At 60.5% G+C, this 15,652-nt stretch carries 8 protein-coding genes; 4 read left to right on the plus strand and 4 right to left on the minus strand.

The genetic code is table 11. From position 1 onward, the window contains the following. The first annotated feature begins 853 nt into the window (after window positions 1-853). Window positions 854-3,853 carry a TonB-dependent receptor gene (locus AC3RCG_RS06520; protein ID WP_083287270.1) on the plus strand — a complete coding sequence of 1,000 codons (3,000 nt, stop codon included), beginning with the start codon at window positions 854-856 and terminating at the stop codon, window positions 3,851-3,853. Window positions 3,854-4,027: 174 nt separating this feature from the next. On the opposite strand, the gene AC3RCG_RS06525 is transcribed toward AC3RCG_RS06520, so the two are convergent. Beyond that, complete coding sequence (locus AC3RCG_RS06525) at window positions 4,028-4,753, minus strand: 16S rRNA (uracil(1498)-N(3))-methyltransferase (RefSeq protein WP_070312782.1); 726 nt, start codon at window positions 4,751-4,753, stop codon at window positions 4,028-4,030. A gap of 524 nt (window positions 4,754-5,277) precedes the next feature. On the opposite strand from AC3RCG_RS06525, the gene AC3RCG_RS06530 reads away from it, so the two are divergent. From AC3RCG_RS06530 to gap, 3 genes are all read left to right on the plus strand, one after another. Then, a complete protein-coding gene (locus AC3RCG_RS06530; RefSeq protein ID WP_492404497.1) occupies window positions 5,278-8,016 on the plus strand; it encodes a TonB-dependent receptor in 2,739 nt (912 codons plus the stop codon). A 244-nt stretch (window positions 8,017-8,260) separates the two neighbouring features. After that, window positions 8,261-10,258, plus strand: coding sequence for a transketolase (gene tkt / locus AC3RCG_RS06535; RefSeq protein ID WP_070312784.1), 1,998 nt, complete (start codon window positions 8,261-8,263; stop codon window positions 10,256-10,258). A 76-nt stretch (window positions 10,259-10,334) separates the two neighbouring features. Beyond that, window positions 10,335-11,345 (plus strand): type I glyceraldehyde-3-phosphate dehydrogenase, encoded by a 1,011-nt coding sequence (gene gap, locus AC3RCG_RS06540; protein WP_010395244.1) that lies wholly within the window; start codon window positions 10,335-10,337, stop codon window positions 11,343-11,345. A 42-nt stretch (window positions 11,346-11,387) separates the two neighbouring features. Here the strand turns inward: gap and AC3RCG_RS06545 are convergent, their stop codons facing one another. From AC3RCG_RS06545 to glnE, 3 genes are all read right to left on the minus strand, one after another. After that, the gene (locus AC3RCG_RS06545; RefSeq protein WP_492404495.1) at window positions 11,388-12,170 is read right to left on the minus strand and encodes a YoaK family protein; all 783 of its coding nucleotides are present in this window, start codon (window positions 12,168-12,170) and stop codon (window positions 11,388-11,390) included. Window positions 12,171-12,197: 27 nt separating this feature from the next. Then, the gene (locus tag AC3RCG_RS06550; protein WP_083287269.1) at window positions 12,198-12,689 is read right to left on the minus strand and encodes a cache domain-containing protein; all 492 of its coding nucleotides are present in this window, start codon (window positions 12,687-12,689) and stop codon (window positions 12,198-12,200) included. A gap of 96 nt (window positions 12,690-12,785) precedes the next feature. Further along, window positions 12,786-15,542 (minus strand): bifunctional [glutamate--ammonia ligase]-adenylyl-L-tyrosine phosphorylase/[glutamate--ammonia-ligase] adenylyltransferase, encoded by a 2,757-nt coding sequence (gene glnE / locus AC3RCG_RS06555; protein WP_492404493.1) that lies wholly within the window; start codon window positions 15,540-15,542, stop codon window positions 12,786-12,788. Between the last annotated feature and the right edge of the window lie 110 nt (window positions 15,543-15,652).

The raw sequence follows: 15,652 nt of genomic DNA on the forward strand, positions 1-15,652 counted from the left end.
TGCATCCGCCGCCCCTTGTTGGGGCGTGCAAATCGGGGCCAAATTTTCCCCGTAATTTGTGTTGCTTTTTTGTTGTGGCTGCTTGATTTTGTTGACGCCTTGCCATTGCGTGTGATTTGATAGTGTTTTGTTTCTTGCAGGTGCAATTCTGTATCTTTGCTTCGCACGCATTGAAGGAAATGAGCAGCGCTGACTCTTGCCGCTGTCGCGTCATCAATGGAATGCAGGATTTATTTTTGAGATGATGACGAGATATTTTTTTATATGGAACTATCCTGAAAAAATCTGATTGATTTATTGCGGGATGGATGTGCAATATATTCGGCCTCGTCCCGTAAAATAATTTCGACTTGCGCGTCATTTATTTTTCGGGCTTTTTATATTCATCTTTTTTTAGAAACAACTCTTCCTGCAGCATTCTGATGCCATTGGTGCAAAGCCACTGTTTGCAGGCATTCCAAGTAAATTTGATTATCGTCCGCGAGTGTTTTCATTCAGCCTGGATGCGCTTCTGCTCGTCTATTTTTTGTATAAATTGAAGTGTTGCGCCAACAGAACAGTTTTTCTAATTTTATTGACCAGCCCGTTTCAATATGTTCCGATGTGTCATTCTGTTTATTTTGCGTATGCAAAGTGGATCGAGAGGATGCCTTGTATGAAGGGATTACAAGGTGATGAGAGTAAAAAGCGTTCAAAAACGCATAAGTGTGAGTGATAAACTCCTTTACCAAAGCAGTAATACTGCGCTCATAAATAAATAGGGAATGACATGTTGAGAAAAACTGTAATAGCACGTGCATTAACGATCGCTTTCAGCGCATCGGTATTGAGCGCTGCGATTGTTCCAACGGTAATGGCACAGTCGAATGCCACGGGCAATATCATCGGCAAGATCGCGCCGGATGCCAGCGCATCGGTGCAGATCGTCGGTGCTGACAATGGCTTCAAACGGACCATTTCGCCCGATGCAAGCGGTACTTTCCGCATCACCTCCCTGCCAGTTGGCAACTACAAGGTGACCCTGCTGAAAGGCTCTTCCGTCGTCAGCTCGCAGGATGTGGAAGTGCGCATCGGCCAGGAAAGCGAAGTGGCGCTGCAGCAGGTGCAAACCGTGAACGTGACGAGCCGCCGCCGCGCGATCGATGTCACCAGTTCCAACTCCGGTTCTTCCTTCAATTCGCGCGAACTGGCTACCCTGCCATTGGCGCCTACGGTTGCCAACATCGTGCAATTGGCTGGCGGCACCACGCGCGCCGACTCGCGCTACGGCAACAACGCCGCCAGCTTCGGCGGCTCCAGCGCGTCGGAAAATGCGGCGTACATCAACGGTTTCCCCGTCACCAACAGCCTGTATCAGGTTGGTTACTCTTCCCTGCCTTTCGGCTCGATTGCTGAAGCGCAAATCATCACCGGCGGCTACGGCGCCGAATTCGGACGTTCGACGGGTGGCGTGGTCAACATCACCACCAAGAGCGGTACGAATAACTGGGAATTCGGCGCCGGCTTTACCTACGCGCCTGATTCGCTGCGCGGCAAAGCCAAGAACATCATGTTCCCGAATACGGGCGCCAATCCCAAGACGGATGGTAAGATCTACAACTACCGCGAAGGCGACAAGCTGACCGAGAAGGTCTATAACGCCTATGTCAGCGGCCCGCTGATCAAGGACAAGCTGTTCATCTATCTGGGTGGCGAATTTACCAAGATGGACCGCGAAACGGCGCGTCTGGCATCGACCAGCCAAGTGAACAACCAGACCGGCTGGCTGGTGCAGAAATCCGATGTGCCGCGTTATATCGCCAAGATCGACTGGAATATCACCGACAACAACCGCCTCGAATACACGCACATTTCGGACGAGTCGAATGTCAACGATCAATACTACGGCTTCAACTACGACACCAAGCAGCGCGGCTATGTGCAGAACGGCGGCGCCAGATTCAAGAACTATTCGGCAGGCGTGCTGTTCCTCAACGCCACCGGTGCCGCGCTGGCGGCAGCCCAGGGCTCGAACATCGACATCCTCAAGCTGACCAGCTATGTGACCGACGATCTGACCGTGCAAGCCCTGGTTGGCCAGGCGAAGACGCAACGCGAGCAAAATCCGTTCGGCTACATTCCAGGCTTGCGTCCAATCGTCGTTAGTTCTCCAGAGTTTAAGGTACCAGGCCTGAATTATTCGCCTAGCCAAGTGCAGGGTTTCAGCTCGGCCCTGCTGCGCGACGGCGCGCAAGACACCAACCGCGGTTATCGCCTGGATCTGGAATACAAACTGGCCAAGCAGCATACGATACGCGGCGGTCTTGACCACAACAAGATCAATGCCCTGAACGGTACGGAAGCGGCTGGCGGCGGTACCTGGACGTATCTGAAAACCGATCCGAACACCGTATTGTCTGGCCACAATATCTCGCCGGCAGCTGGCGGCGGTTATGGCACCCAAGGTTACTACGTGCGTGAAAACCTGCAGCGCGGCGGCTCCACCCCGACCGTCGAGCAGTCGGCGCAATACATCGAGGACCGCTATCAGGCCACCGAAAACCTGGTCGTGACCCTGGGCTTGCGCAATGAGTCGTTCAAGAACATGAACGGTATCGGCGAAACCTTCGTGGAACAGAAAAACATGCTGGCACCGCGTTTGAATGCGGCCTGGAATGTGTATGGCGACGGTTCCCTGAAAGTCTTCGGTACGGCTGGCCGCTACTTCATGCAATTGCCGGCCAACATGGCCGTACGTTTTGCCGGCGCTTCGCTGAACACCGACCGCTTCTACACCTACACGGGCGTCAACCCGACCACGGGCGCACCGCTGGGCTTGAACCCGATCAGCAATGTCGTGTCGGCTAACAATGAATTTGGCCAGGAAAAACGCGCCAATGAGCTGGCTTCGACCAACTTGAAGGCCCACTTCCAGGACGAGATCAACCTGGGCTTCGAGAAGGCGCTGACGCCTGACTTCAACGGCGGTATCAAGTTCACCTATCGCAAGCTGAAAAACACGATCGATGACTACTCGGATCCACGCGCCATTTCGGCCAAGCTGACAGGCGCTGAAAAAGAGTACTTCGACGATCATGGCTGGAACGGCGCCCTGTTCAATCCAGGCAAGGACAACACCTTCATGATCCCGGTGGGACCAAACGGTGCACAGCGCGCGGTGACGATTACGGCTGCCGATGCCGGCTTCCCGGAAAAAGCCAAGCGTACCTATACGGCGCTGGAATTCATGCTCGAACATCCGATGCGCAATGGCTGGTACGGCAAGATGAACTACACCTGGTCGCGCAGCGAAGGCAATCAGGAAGGTCAGACCAAGTCGGATAACGGCCAGGCCGACGTGGGCTTCAGCTCGGGATGGGACTTCCCTGAGACGATGATCAACGGCAGCGGCTTGTTGCCGAACAACCGTACGCACCAGTTGAAAACCTATGGCTACTATGAGTTCACGAGCCAGTTCGGCGTCGGTGGCAACTTGCTGGTGGCAACGGGCCGTCCTATGTCGCGTACTTGCAATATCCCAGCGTCCATGGATCAACAGGGCTTGGGCTTGTCGCAATACGGTTCGATCTTCTTCCTGTGCCCAACCGGCCCGAACGGCCGTGGCGCTTACGGCACGCTGCCAACGGAAATGCGCCTGGACTTGAACTTCATCTACAAGCCAGAGCAGATCAAGGGCATCGTGTTTAAAGTCGACGTGCTGAACGCAACCAACCGTCAAGTGGCGCAATCGATCGACGAGGCTTACAACACCAGCGCCGCTGGTACTGCCGTCAGCACGACCGCCGGCATGGTCAACTCCTACTCGAGCCCGCGCACCGTGCGCTTGTCGGCCCAGTACAGCCACAAGTTCTGATGTGATTCCCTCCTTGCCGGTTGACAGTCGTCAGCCGGCGGAGACGGGGATGCACGGACGGACGGATACAGCAAAGGCATCATCAGTCATGCCAGTAAAATGCCCCGCAAGCTGCAAAGCTTGCGGGGCATTTGTTTTGGCGGCACGCTCGGTGCCTGATCGTCGTACGCTGGCTTACATCCCGCCCCACAAGGCGCCCAAGGTGGCCAGCGCCGTCAGGCCCGCCGTTTCCGTGCGCAGGATGCGCGGCCCCATAGCCAGGCCGATGGCGCCGGCGGCCAGGGCCGCCTTTTCTTCCGCTTCCGAAAATCCCCCTTCCGGCCCCACCATCACGGTGATCGCCTGCGGCGGCTGGTGACGCGCCCAGTCGGCCAGCGACTGCTCCGCACGCGGCGTCAGGATGATGCGTTTATGTAAATCCTGCTGGCTGCTCCAGCTATTAAAATCTTGTAATGGCGCCAGCTGCGCCAGGCGGTTGCGCCCGCATTGTTCCGATGCGGACACGATGATCGCTTGCCAATGGGCCAGTTTTTTCTCCGCCCGCTCGGCGGACAGGCGCACGACGCAGCGTTGCGCCGCCAGCGGCACGATGCCGGCCGCGCCCAGTTCGATGGCTTTTTCGATGATCCAGTCCATTTTGGACGCTTCCGGCAGCGCTTGTGCCAGGGTCACGGCGTAGGGCAGTTCCGCTTCGCGCGCCGTGTGGGACTTCAGTTCGGCGCTGGCGCGTTTTTTCTCGACGTTGCACAAGACAGCCGTGTACTCGCCGCCCTCGCCGTTGAAGACGGTGATGGCCTCGCCCGGCATAAGGCGCACCACATGGACGTGGTGGGCGACGGCGTCGGGCAGAGCGATGGTGGCGCCTATGGCGAGTGGCTGGGGACAGAAAAAACGCGGCATGCAACATCCTGGCGGAGAGAAACAATGGGAGGTGCCGCGCCGCGCGCGGGTGGGGCGCGCGCGGCAGCGACTCGAGAGTGCAATTTTAGTGCCGCTGCGCGCGGCCGGGGGAAATTCTTGCCGCTGGGCCTGCGCGGCGCATCCGGGACGGGAAATTGCGTGGAGATAACAAGCTGACTAAAACGAAATGTTGTTTTTTGATTTCATAAATCATTGCATTATTGACAGTGATACTTTTGGCGTGGTTTGATGACTATACAAGTTGTGTTGAACGACATCAATTGTTTCCAGCAATGTCGTCCGTGATGTGATTCGGTATGGCATGGGGAGACGCCGCACGTTTCAATGCCCGGGCCTATGACCCCGGGCGCGTTGCGGCCAGCTTAAATTGGTTGGACAAGCATGCCACTGTAGCGGGAGGGGCCTTGCAGTTTTTCGCAAGACCATGAGAGATTTAAGTGATTATAAAAATACAAACTAATCGCTTATCAAGTGATATCAGGGATCATGAAAAGGAATAAGTTATGATGTTTCGCGAAAAAAAGAGTGTGCAGGTGGTGAGATTGGCGTTGGCCGCGTTCGCCGGCGTCGCAACGATGAGCGTGCATGCGCAGGAAGCGATCGATGCGCCGGTGCCTAAGGTGCAGCGCGTCGAAATCACCGGTTCGAGTATCAAACGCATCGAAGCCGAAGGTATTTCCCCGATCACCGTGATGACGCGCGAATCGATTGCCCGTTCGGGCGCGACGTCGGTGCTGGATCTGATGCGCAACCTGACTTCTGCTGGCGGTAACGGCGGTGAGCTGGCGACATCGAGTTCCTTCCGAAACGGCGCCACCAGCGTCTCGCTGCGCGGTCTGCCGACCCTGATTCTGTTGAACGGCTATCGCCTGCCGGCGTCCGGTTCGGACGATTATAGCGGCCAGACCTCCGTCGATCTGAACGCCATTCCGCTGTCGGCCATCGAGCGCATCGATGTGCTCAAGGACGGCGCCTCGGCCATCTACGGCACCGATGCCGTCGGCGGCGTCATCAACTTCATCCTGCGCAAGGATTACCAGGGCTTGACTCTCGACGCCAGCACCGGTTCGACCACCTATGGCGACGGGCAAAACCATAAGGTGTCCGTGTCCGGCGGTTTCGGCGACCGTGACGCACAGAAATTCAACGTGACTTATTCGGCCTCGTACGAAAAAACCAAGGCTATCCACGGCGTCGACCGCGATTGGGCGAACAGTACCGATTTCACCGGCCACAAGGGCGGCCTGTATCAGGGTGGCGTGTACGGCGCCAAGGGCCGCGATCCCGGCACCATATCGCTTGGCGGTTCGCAGCGCATGCCCGATCCGGAGTGCGACGCGGCCCACAGCAAGCCCTATCCGGATGCGCCGGAATGGGTGGCTGGGCCGAATCGCAGCTCCTGCATGTATTCCGCCGCTGAGTCGATAGACCTGGTGCGCCCGTCCACACGCTACGGCGGGGCGGTCACGGCGAACTGGGATTTGACGCCGGATGTATCGCTGTTCGCCAATCTGTTTTACAACCACTTCGACACGCGCGTCCAAGGTTCGCCTGCCTGGATCCAAAATGCCGACCGCTCCGGCGTGCTGCGTGTGGCGGCGAACAACCCCTTCAATACCTACGGCGTGCCGGTCAATATCCGCCGCCTCTTCCCTGCCGTCGAGGGTGGTACGGGCACCAATGTTGACACCACCTGGCTGGTTGGCGGCGCCACCGGCCGCGCAGCCAACTGGGATTGGACCGTGTCTGTGGGCCACAGCCAGGAGAAGGGCGAAACGCGCGTGTACGGCTCCTTCATGCACGATAAATTGCAGAGTTACCTGGCGCAGGGCAAGTTCAACCCCTTCGGCGGCAACCATAATTCGGAGCAGATCATCAACGAACTGACGGCCGACCAGTACACCAAGACCAAGTCCTCGACGGATTTTGCCAAGGTGACTGCTTCCAGCGAATTTGGCCAACTGCCCGGCGGCAAGATCGGTGTGGCCGTCGGTGCCGAGTACAAGCGCGAGAAGCTCAGCTACGATCCGTCGCAGGCTTGGCGCGATGGCGCAATCGGCATCTATTCGACCCTGCGCGGCATCGACGGCTCTGAGTCGCTCGGCGCCGTGTTCGGCGAGTTGGCCCTGCCGCTGCTGAAAAACCTGGAAGCGCAGGCGGCCGTCCGCTATGATCGCTACCAGTTGGCTGGCGGTACCACCAACCCGAAGCTTGGCCTGCGCTGGACCGCCTTGCCGACCTTGATGTTCCGCACCAGCTACAGCACCGGTTTCCGCGCGCCGACACTGTCGCAGCGCTTTAACGAAGGCCGCGGCGGTTTCGTCGCGACCAAGGATCCGAAGCGTTGCATCGTGGGTGACGCGTATTTTGACACCGCTTGCAGCGGTTCGGCGCTGTCTCTGCTGTCCGGCACGAAGGATTTGAAGCCCGAAAAATCGAAGCAGTTCAACCTGGGCGTGGTCGCCGAACCGATCAAGAACCTGACGCTGGGTTTAACCTACTGGAATATCAAGTGGAACGATCGCGTCGAGAATCTTGACAACGAAACCGTGTTGGCGGGCGAGGATGGTCAGTACAAGGACGCCGTCACGCGCTATGCCGTCACGGCGGAAGACCAAGAGAAGTATAACGCGCTGAGCGCCGCCCAGCGCGCGACGCTGGGTCCGTTGGTAGGTCGCCTGAAGCAGCTGCAGGTTGGCCTGATCAACCGCAGCAAGGTCGTCACCGACGGTCTGGATGTCGAAGCGTCGTACACGCTGCGCACGGCCGAGATGGGGCGTTTCAAGGTGTTCGGCGAGGCGAGCTACACGCTGTCCTACAACCGCACGCTGCTGCCTGACGATCCGGCGATCAATTGCCCCAACAACACGGCTTGCGAGGCAGGTGAATACGGCTATCCTAAGCTGCTGGCCAAGCTGGGTGTCAACTGGGACCGCGGTGCTTGGGCGGCGACGACGAGCGCCAACTTCACTTCGCATTACCACGTGGACCGGACACCGTCGGCGACGATCAACCTTTACTACGACGAGTACGCGAACGGCCTGATGATCCCGAGCGCGACCCTGGTTGACGCCTCGCTGTCCTACAGCGGCTTCAAGAACCTGGTGCTGCGTGGTGGCGTCAATAACGTGTTCGACCGTGCGCCGGCATTCGATCCATCGTCGAACATCGGCTACGACACCGCCTACGGCAATCCGCGTGGCCGCTACATCTACATGTCGGCGTCGTACTCCTTCAAATGACGTGAGGGTGGACTGACGGGTGGGGCGGGCCGATTTGCGGCGCGCCCCACAGCGGCGTACGTCGCGAAAAACCGGGCCTGGCCCGGTTTTTTTTCGCCCCTGCCGGGCGCAAGCGGCACAAGCTGCGGCGGCGCGCGTTGCGCGGTTTGATTTTTCCCCTTGCTGGTCTGGTAAAATACATAGCTCTGACTGCGCCCAGCTGCGCTGCAAACGAATTTAAACTCCGCGACTGACCCACACCATCATGACAACTACGCTCCCGACTACCAAAATGGCCAATGCGATCCGCGCACTGGCAATGGACGCTGTACAAAAGGCCAATTCCGGCCATCCAGGCATGCCGATGGGCATGGCCGAGATCGCAGTTGCCCTGTGGAGTGGTCACTATCGCCACAATCCCGCGAACCCGAAATGGCAAAACCGCGACCGTTTCCTGTTGTCGAACGGCCACGGCTCGATGCTGCACTACGCGCTGCTGCACCTGACGGGCTACGACCTGTCGATGGATGACATCAAGGCCTTCCGCCAGATGCATTCGAAAACCCCGGGTCACCCGGAAGTCGATATCACGCCCGGCGTGGAAACGACCACCGGCCCGCTGGGCCAGGGCATTGCCAACGCCGTCGGCATGGCCCTGTCGGAGCAATTGCTGGCCGCTGAATTCAACAAGCCTGGCCACGACATCGTCAACCACTACACCTACGCCTTCGTCGGCGATGGTTGCCTGATGGAAGGTATTTCGCACGAAGTGTGCGCACTGGCCGGCACCCTGGGCCTGAATAAACTGATCGCCCTGTACGATGACAACGGCATTTCCATCGACGGCAAAGTCGAAGGCTGGTTCACGGACGACACCCCGGCCCGCTTCGAAGCGTACGGCTGGAACGTCATCCGCGCCGTCGACGGTCACGATGTGGCCGCCGTCGCCGCCGCCATCGCCGCCGCCAAGACCGCATCGAAGCCAACCCTGATCTGCTGCAAGACCATCATCGGCAAGGGTTCGCCGAACCTGCAAGGCGGCGACAAGGTCCACGGCGCCGCGCTGGGCGACAAGGAAATCGCTGCCGTGCGCGAATACATCGGCTGGGATGCTGCCCCGTTCGAAATGCCGGCCGACGTGTACGCCGCGTGGGACGCCAAGAAGCAGGGCGCCCTGCTGGAAGCGGACTGGAACGAGCGCTTTGCCGCCTACAGCCGCGAATTCCCGCAGCAAGCCGCTGAACTGACCCGCCGCATGCAAGGCGAACTGCCACAGGCATTCGAAGCGGCCCTGAGCGCCGCCATCGCGTCCTGCGTGGAAAAGAAAGAAAACATCGCCACCCGCAAGGCCAGCCAGAACGCCATCCAGGCACTGGCTTCGTCGCTGCCGGAATTCCTCGGCGGCTCGGCCGACCTGACCGGTTCGAACCTGACCAACTGGAAAGAGTGCGTGGCCGTGCGTTCGGGCCAGCCTGGCAACCACATCAACTACGGCGTGCGCGAATTCGGCATGAGCGCCATCATGAACGGCATCACCCTGCACGGCGGCTACATCCCGTTCGGCGCCACGTTCCTGACGTTCTCCGACTACAGCCGCAATGCGCTGCGCATGGCTGCCCTGATGAAACTGCGTTCGATCTTCGTGTTTACCCACGATTCGATCGGCCTGGGCGAAGACGGCCCGACGCACCAATCGGTCGAGCACGTCTCGTCGATGCGCCTGATCCCGAACCTGGACAACTGGCGTCCGTGCGACACCGTCGAGTCGGCTGCCGCCTGGGGCGCCGCCGTGCGCCGCAAGGATGGCCCGTCGACCCTGATCTTCTCGCGCCAGAACCTGCCGTACCAGGAGCGTAGCGCCGAACAGATCGAGAACATCTACCGCGGCGGCTATGTGCTCAACGACGTGCTTGAGCCCAAGGCGATCCTGATCGCCACCGGTTCCGAAGTGGAACTGGCCGTCGCCGCCGCCAGCGCGCTGGCCTCGGAAGGCATCAATGTGCGCGTCGTGTCGATGCCGTCGACCGACGTCTACGACCGCCAGGACGCCGCCTACAAGGCCAGCGTGCTGACGAAAGGTGTGCCGCGCGTGGCCATCGAAGCGGGCGTGACCAGCTTCTGGTACAAATACGTGGGCCTGGAAGGCGCCGTGGTCGGTATCGACACGTTCGGCGAATCGGCGCCGGCTGGCGTGCTGTTCAAGCACTTCGGCTTCACGGTCGAGAACGTCGTCGCCAAGGTGAAAGCCGTTATCGCTGGCTAATATTGATTTTTAACGGTCCTGGCGATGTTGTCGCCGGGGGCGTGCATGTACCTTCTTTTTTAATCAGGAGCAGAGTATGACGATCAAAGTTGCAATCAATGGCTACGGCCGCATCGGCCGTAATGTGTTGCGCGCTTTCTACGAAGGCGGCAAGAAACAGGATATCCAGATCGTTGCCATCAACGACCTGGGCGATGCCAAATCGAACGCCCACCTGACCCGCTACGACACTGCGCACGGCAAGTTCCCGGGCACGGTCACCGTCGAAGGCGACAACATGATCGTCAATGGCGATCCGATCCGCGTGTTCGCACAGCGCAACCCTGCTGAAATCCCATGGGGCGAACTGGGCGTGGACGTCGTGCTGGAATGCACGGGCTTCTTCACCACCAAAGAGAAGGCTTCGGCTCACTTGAAGGGCGGCGCGAAAAAAGTCATCATCTCGGCGCCCGGCGGCAAGGACGTCGATGCGACCGTCGTGTTCGGCGTGAACCACTCGGTGCTGAAATCGACCGACACCGTCATCTCGAACGCTTCGTGCACCACCAACTGCCTGGCACCGCTGGTCAAGCCATTGAACGACGCCATCGGCATCGAAACGGGCCTGATGACCACCGTGCACGCCTACACCAACGACCAGGTGCTGTCCGACGTGATGCATGAAGATCTGCGCCGCGCCCGTTCGGCCACCATGAGCATGATACCGACCAAGACGGGCGCCGCCGCCGCCGTGGGCCTGGTGCTGCCTGAGCTGAATGGCAAGCTGGACGGCTTCGCCATCCGCGTGCCGACCATCAACGTGTCGCTGGTCGACCTGTCCTTCATCGCCAAGCGCGACACCACGGTGGAAGAAGTCAACGCGCTGATGAAAGCCGCGTCGGAAGGCGCCCTGGAAGGCATCCTGACCTACCAGACCGAACCGCTGGTGTCGATCGACTTCAACCACAACCCGGCGTCGTCGAACTTCGATTCGACCCTGACCAAGGTGTCGGGCCGTCTGGTGAAAGTATCGTCGTGGTACGACAATGAGTGGGGTTTCTCGAACCGCATGCTCGACACCACCGTCGCACTGATGTCGGCCAAGTAATTTTGTGACCGCATAAGAAAAAACGCCCTTCGGGGCGTTTTTTTATTCATGGCTGTGCGAATAAAAACGGCGCCGGTAGAAGCGCCACAAGACGCGCAAGTCGCGCAGCACGGGCACGCCCGATAGCAGGGTCAGCACGCCGGCGAGCAGGATGGTGGCGGCGGGAAAGCCGATGTGCTTGAAGGCCAGTGCGCCGCTGACGCCGCCGATGAAGAAGCAGCTGATCAGCAGGCTGTGCGTCCTGAGCTTGCCGCGGTTGACCTTGACCATGCGGTCCGGCAGGTGGCGCCGGTTGTAATACGCCATCTTGCCCAGTTCGATGCCGATGTCGGTGGACAGCCCCGTCACATGCGTGGTGCGGATGACGGCGCCCGAAATCTTGGTGATGATGGCGTTCTGCAAGCCCATGACAAAGCACAGCAGCAAGATGGTGACGGAGCCCAGCACGTCGGGCATGGCGGCCAGGTAATTGCCCGTCAGGCCGAACAGCAGCAACAGCGCCGCTTCCAGCAGCAGGCTGGCGGCAAACTGGCTGTGCAGCCGGCGCCGCTTGCCCCAGTTCACCATGATGGCCGTGACGGCCGCGCCGCTGACAAAGGCCAGCCAGGCGCCCAGCGCGGCCAGGGCTACCGTGACGTTGCCCAGCGCCAGGTCGTCCGCCATGCCCGAGACGATGCCCGTCATGTGCGAGGTATAGCCGCCGATGGCAAGAAAGCCGCCCGCGTTGACGGCGCCCGCCACCAGCGCCAGCACGCAGCCCAGCTGCAGATTGGCTTGCGTATCGCGCGCCGATCCGCTCAGACGGGACAGGTAATGGAGCGGCATGCGGGCGCGTTTTCCTCTTGCCGTGGCTTATTTATAGATGCCGGAGCCGACGATCATATTGTCGACCCGTTCGATGTAGCCGGATTTTTGTTCGACCACCTTGGTCAGGGGATTGGGCCACTTGAAGTCTACCCAGCCGCGTCCGGCCGGCGTGCTGGCCGTGGCGATCAGCGACTTGATGACGGCCTTGCCTTCATTGTCCTTCAGGTCGATCAGGTTCTTGCCGACCATCTTGGGATTGTTGCCGTGCGCCAGGGTGACGCCATTCATGTCGTACACATAAATGTACAGGTCACGGTCATGGAAGCTGGTGTTGGCGGGATCGGCAATGGCGGCAAAGGCCTTTTCCTTGCCGTCGGCCTTGATCATGGCCACGGCGCGCTTGGTCATGGCGATGGCTTCATCCGCGCTGCCTCTGGGGGCGGCCCATGCCGTTGCCGGCATGGCGCAAAGGATGAAACTGGCAACGAGGGCGTGGATGCCCGTTTTTACACTTGCCGTTTTTACACTTGTCTTCATACGCTGTCTCCTGGTATGGGCAACCCCGGCGCGGCCTGTTGTACGGCACCACTGGGAAGTGGAGTTGCCTGTACGTATCATACGCCGGCGCCGGGCTTATGCAATCGTTGCGGGAAAGATCGTGTGCCACAGGCGCATCACGTTGTCCGCATGCACGCGCACCCGCTCCGGTTCCACCCGGGCCAGGTCCTGCCCTTGCAGGCGCAGCTGATGCTGCAGCTTGCGCAGCGTGCGGTAGGCGTCGGCAACCGAAGCGGCCAGGCTGGCGTCGATCAGGCCCAGCTCGCCGCACAGGCGCAGCAGGGCGATATTGCCCGAGTTGGCCGTCAGCTGCGGATACTGCGCCGCATGCTGCAGCACCAGGTATTGCACCATGAACTCGATGTCGATCATGCCGCCCGGATCCTGTTTCAGATCAAAGCTGCCGGGACGGGGAGGATGCGCATCGAGCATCTTCTTGCGCATGGCCACCACTTCACCCTTGAGCGGACCGTTTTCCGGACGTTCCTTGCGCAGGATCGTGTCGCGGATGCGCTCGAAATGCTTGCCGATGCTGACGTCGCCCGCGCAAAAGCGCGCGCGCGTGAGCGCCTGGTGTTCCCACACCCAGGCCGCGCTGCTCTGGTAGCGCTCGAACGCCTGCACGCTGGACACCAGCATGCCCGAGGCGCCGTCGGGGCGCAGGGCGATGTCGATGTCGAACAGGATGCCGGCCGAAGTGTGCGAGGTCATCCAGGTGATGAAACGCTGCGCAAGCTTGGCGTACAGGCCGGGCGCTTCCTGGTCGTCGTCGTCGAACAGGAAGATGACGTCAAGGTCGGAGACATAGCCCAGTTCCTTGCCGCCCAGCTTGCCATATGCGATGACGGCGAATTTCGGCACCTCGCGGTGGCGCGCAGGTAACGTTTGCCACACGGCTTGCACGGTGGCGGCGACGATGATGTCGGCCAGCTGCGACAGGTAATCGGCCAGTTTTTCCACGCTCAGGTCGCCCGCCAGGTCTTGCGCCAGGCACTGGAACAGCTGCGCGTGGTGCATTTCGCGCAGGATATCCATCTGCCGCTCCGTGTCACCGGGGGCGTCGTCGAGCTGGCGCTGCAGGTCCAGCGCCAGCGCGGCCGGGTCGGGCACCGTGTTGCGGATGCGTTCATCGAGCAGCTCGTCGAGCAGGATCGGGTGCTGCGTGAGGAAGGTGGCGGCCCAGCCGCTGGCGCACACCATGCGCACCACGCGCTCGAGCGTGTGCGGGTACTCTGTCAGCAATGACAGATAGGCCGAGCGGCGCGCAATGGCTTCCAGGAAATCGAGCAGCCGGCCCAGGGTGGCCAGCTGGCTGGCATTGCCGTTGGACACGGAGCAATCGGTGATCAGGGGCAGGGCGGAATTGACGAGGGCCACCAGACGCGTGCGGCTCGCTTCGGGCAAGGATTGCAGGCGCGGTGCTTGCCACGTGGCCAGCAAACGGCGCGCGCAAGCTGCCGGTTCATGGAAACCCATGGCGGCAAAGCGCGCCTCGATGGCTTCCTGCTGGTCGGACGCGGCGCAGTCGTTCGAGGTTTGCGGGTCGATGCCCGTGTCGGCCGGCGGCGTGCCGCTGCTCTTGTCGCTGAACATTTCGTCAAATTGACCGGCGACAAACACGCGGTGCGCTTCCAGCTGGGCCAGCAGGGTAGCGACGTCGGGCAGGCCCATCATCTGCGCCACCACCAGGCGGTCGGTGTCATTCGCGGGCAGGGTGTGTGTCTGTGCATCGTCAAGATACTGCAGCCGGTGTTCGAGGTTGCGCAGGAAAGTGTAGGAACCAAGCAACTGTTCCACGATGGCCGGTTCCAGCAAGCCCTTGTCCGCCACCGTACGCAGGGTGGCGCGCGTGGAGCGCTCGCGCAGCTCGGCGTCGCGCCCACCGCGTATCAATTGGAATACTTGCGCGAGGAATTCGATTTCGCGGATACCGCCACGGCCCAGCTTGACGTTGTTGCTGCGGTCCGGATGCAGCCGTTCCTGGCGGTTGACCTCGGCGCGGATCTGGCCGTGCATGGTGCGGATGGCGTCGATGACGCCGAAATCGAGGTAGCGGCGGAAGACGAAGGGGCGCACGATGGCGTCGAGCGAGGCGATGTCCTCCGGCTTGCCCGTCACGGCGCGCGCCTTGACCCAGGCATAGCGCTCCCATTCGCGTCCCTGCACAATCAGGTATTGCTCGACCATGCCCAGACTGGCGGCCAGCGGACCCGAGTTGCCGTTCGGACGCAAGGCCATGTCCACGCGGAAAGTAAATCCGTCCTGTGTGATCTCGGCCAGGGCGGCGATCAGTTTCTTGCCCATGCGAATGAAAAACTCGTGGTTGGACAGGCTGCGCTGGCCCGGCAAGGTCGCTTGCGTGTCGCCATCTTCCGGATACACAAAGATCAGGTCAATATCCGACGAGACGTTGAGTTCGCCGCCGCCCTGCTTGCCCATCGCCAACACCATCAAGGCCTGTTCCTCGCCCGACTCCTCGCCGACAGGCATGCCGTGCAGGGCCACCATTTCGGCCATGATGGCGTCCACATGCGTGCGGATGGCGAAATCGGCAAAGCCCGTCATGGCCGTGACGACTTCATGCAAGTCGGCCTGACCGCCAAGATCGCGCGCGATCAGGCCGCAGACGAACAGATTGCGCAGGCGGCGCATGGCCCGCTCGGGCGGCAGCGGCGGCCTGGCTGCGTTCGATTGCCCGGCCAGCGCGGCGGCAAAGTCGAGCCCGTCCAATGGTGCGCGCACCAGTTGCGCTACCTGCGCGGCGCGCTCGGGGGCGGCGTCCAGCCAGCGCTGGTAGAAACGGGAGGCGAAGATCAAAGGCTGTGTGCTCATGGTATCGGTAAGGGTCTCGTGGATGCTGCGTGCATGTTCTTGTTTAACTTGGCGGCGAACGGCGGGGGATGCGGTAAAATTGTGCCGCCGGCCCAATACCGCCGGTAGTG

Source organism: Janthinobacterium sp. GW823-FHT01H08, from assembly GCF_058797855.1.